Below are 1,685 nucleotides of genomic sequence, written 5' to 3'. Positions count from 1 at the left end.
AACTTGCATCTTTGTGCAAATGAAAACAAATACATTCCTATTATAGAACAAGCACATGCTGGATTAGCTAGAGGTCACTTCTCTAGTGAGACCACCGCAAGAGCAATCTTAATCGAAGGCATATGGTGGCCAACACTTTTTGCAGATGCCAAAGAATATGTTCAAAGGTGTGATGCTTGTCAACAAGCAAAAATGCCAACACGTGTAGATAGCATGCCCTTAAGACCAATGATGGGGGCTAGAGCTTTCGCAAAATGGGGTATAGATTTTGTTGGGCCAATACAGCCACCTGCTTATAGAACCCAAGCTCAATATATCATTGTAGCTACGGACTATTTGACCAAGTGGGCCGAGGCTAAAGCAACTCAAAAGAATGATGCCAGAACCACTACTGCATTCTTATATGAGTATGTATTCACAAGATATGGACTGCCAATAGAAATTGTCAGTGATTGGGGAACTCATTTCCTCAATGAGGTAATCGAGTATTTGCTTAATGAGTTTATGGTCATCCATAACAAATCAGCTCCCTATCACCCACAAGCAAACGAACAAGCTGAGCATACGAATAAAATTCTTAGCTCGGTGCTGACTAAAGTGGTTAGTTTAGGAAGGACAGACTGGGAAATGAATCTCCATGCTGCTCTATGGGCTTATCGAGTTTCATTCAAAACAACTTTAAATGCTACACCCTTTAACCTTGTTTATGGTCTTGATGCCATACTGCCAATAGAATTTCTATTGCCGACATTAAGGGTAGCAAGAAATCTTGAGTGGATTGGACATGAATTGTCAGAAAGACATGAAGATTTGGAAAAGCTATATGAGCAAAGGCTAATTGCTATAGCTCACACTATGCACAAAAGCGGAAACAAAAACAGTTTTTTGATTCCCACTTAATCACAAAAATCTTCAAGAAAGGGAACTTAGTTTTAATCTATTCCCTTAAGCAACACATTCCCAAGTTTAAGAAAAAGGAAAATGGACCATTTATCATTGAAGATGTATCCAAGTGGAGCAGTAAAATTGTCCACCCTAGATGGTGAACCAATGGCTAATTGGATTAGTGGATTTCGTTTAAAGAAATACAATTTGCCACCAACCAATGAATTGCTAGAGAGAATGCATACAGCTAAACAAAGGAAGATGAAGCGATAGCAGGTTATTGATGAAGCCCAAGAGGAAGCTAGGCTTCGGGTACTCAAGTGTAAAGATGCTCTCAAGAATCAACAGATACCGATTCCCATCAACACTTTGGAACTAGATGATCGACAATGGGAATTACCTAAAGATGCAGTTTCAATAGATGATGAGACTAGTTAGACGGAATGGACCTGCGCATCAAAGTACAGCTCAACAATCATAGCACAAATGCTTTGGTCGACACAAGAGCTAGAGTAAATGCAGTCAGTTATTCCACGTACAAGAAAGCAACAAGTCAAGCGTTGACGGTGGGAATAGAGACTATCAAAGGATGAAACAAGAACCCAACACCAACATTGGGAGTAGTCAACTTGAATGTGATAGTACATGGATGTTCATGTCCTAACCAGTTTGTATACTTACTAGATGAACACAGGAATGAGACGATGATTCTTGAAATTCCCTAGATGCGGACATACAAGGCAGTACTAGATTGGGATATAAATCATCTCAAGCTATCACCTAAAGGCGGACAACTCATT

1 protein-coding gene is annotated in these 1,685 nt (G+C 39.8%); it reads left to right on the top strand.

Annotated elements, in window-relative coordinates; all coding sequences use genetic code 11:
- Nucleotides 1-900, top strand: a 900-nt coding sequence (locus DD606_RS25020; RefSeq protein WP_139158369.1) for an integrase, incomplete at its 5' end; no start/stop codon positions are given.
- Between the last annotated feature and the right edge of the window lie 785 nt (nucleotides 901-1,685).

Origin of the sequence: Enterobacter cloacae complex sp. GF14B (genome assembly GCF_004136805.1) — a bacterium.
Classification (GTDB): Bacteria; Pseudomonadota; Gammaproteobacteria; order Enterobacterales; family Enterobacteriaceae; genus Enterobacter; species Enterobacter hormaechei_C.
Note: the sequence above shows the minus strand (reverse complement) of the source record. Positions and strands in the feature narration are given on the sequence as shown.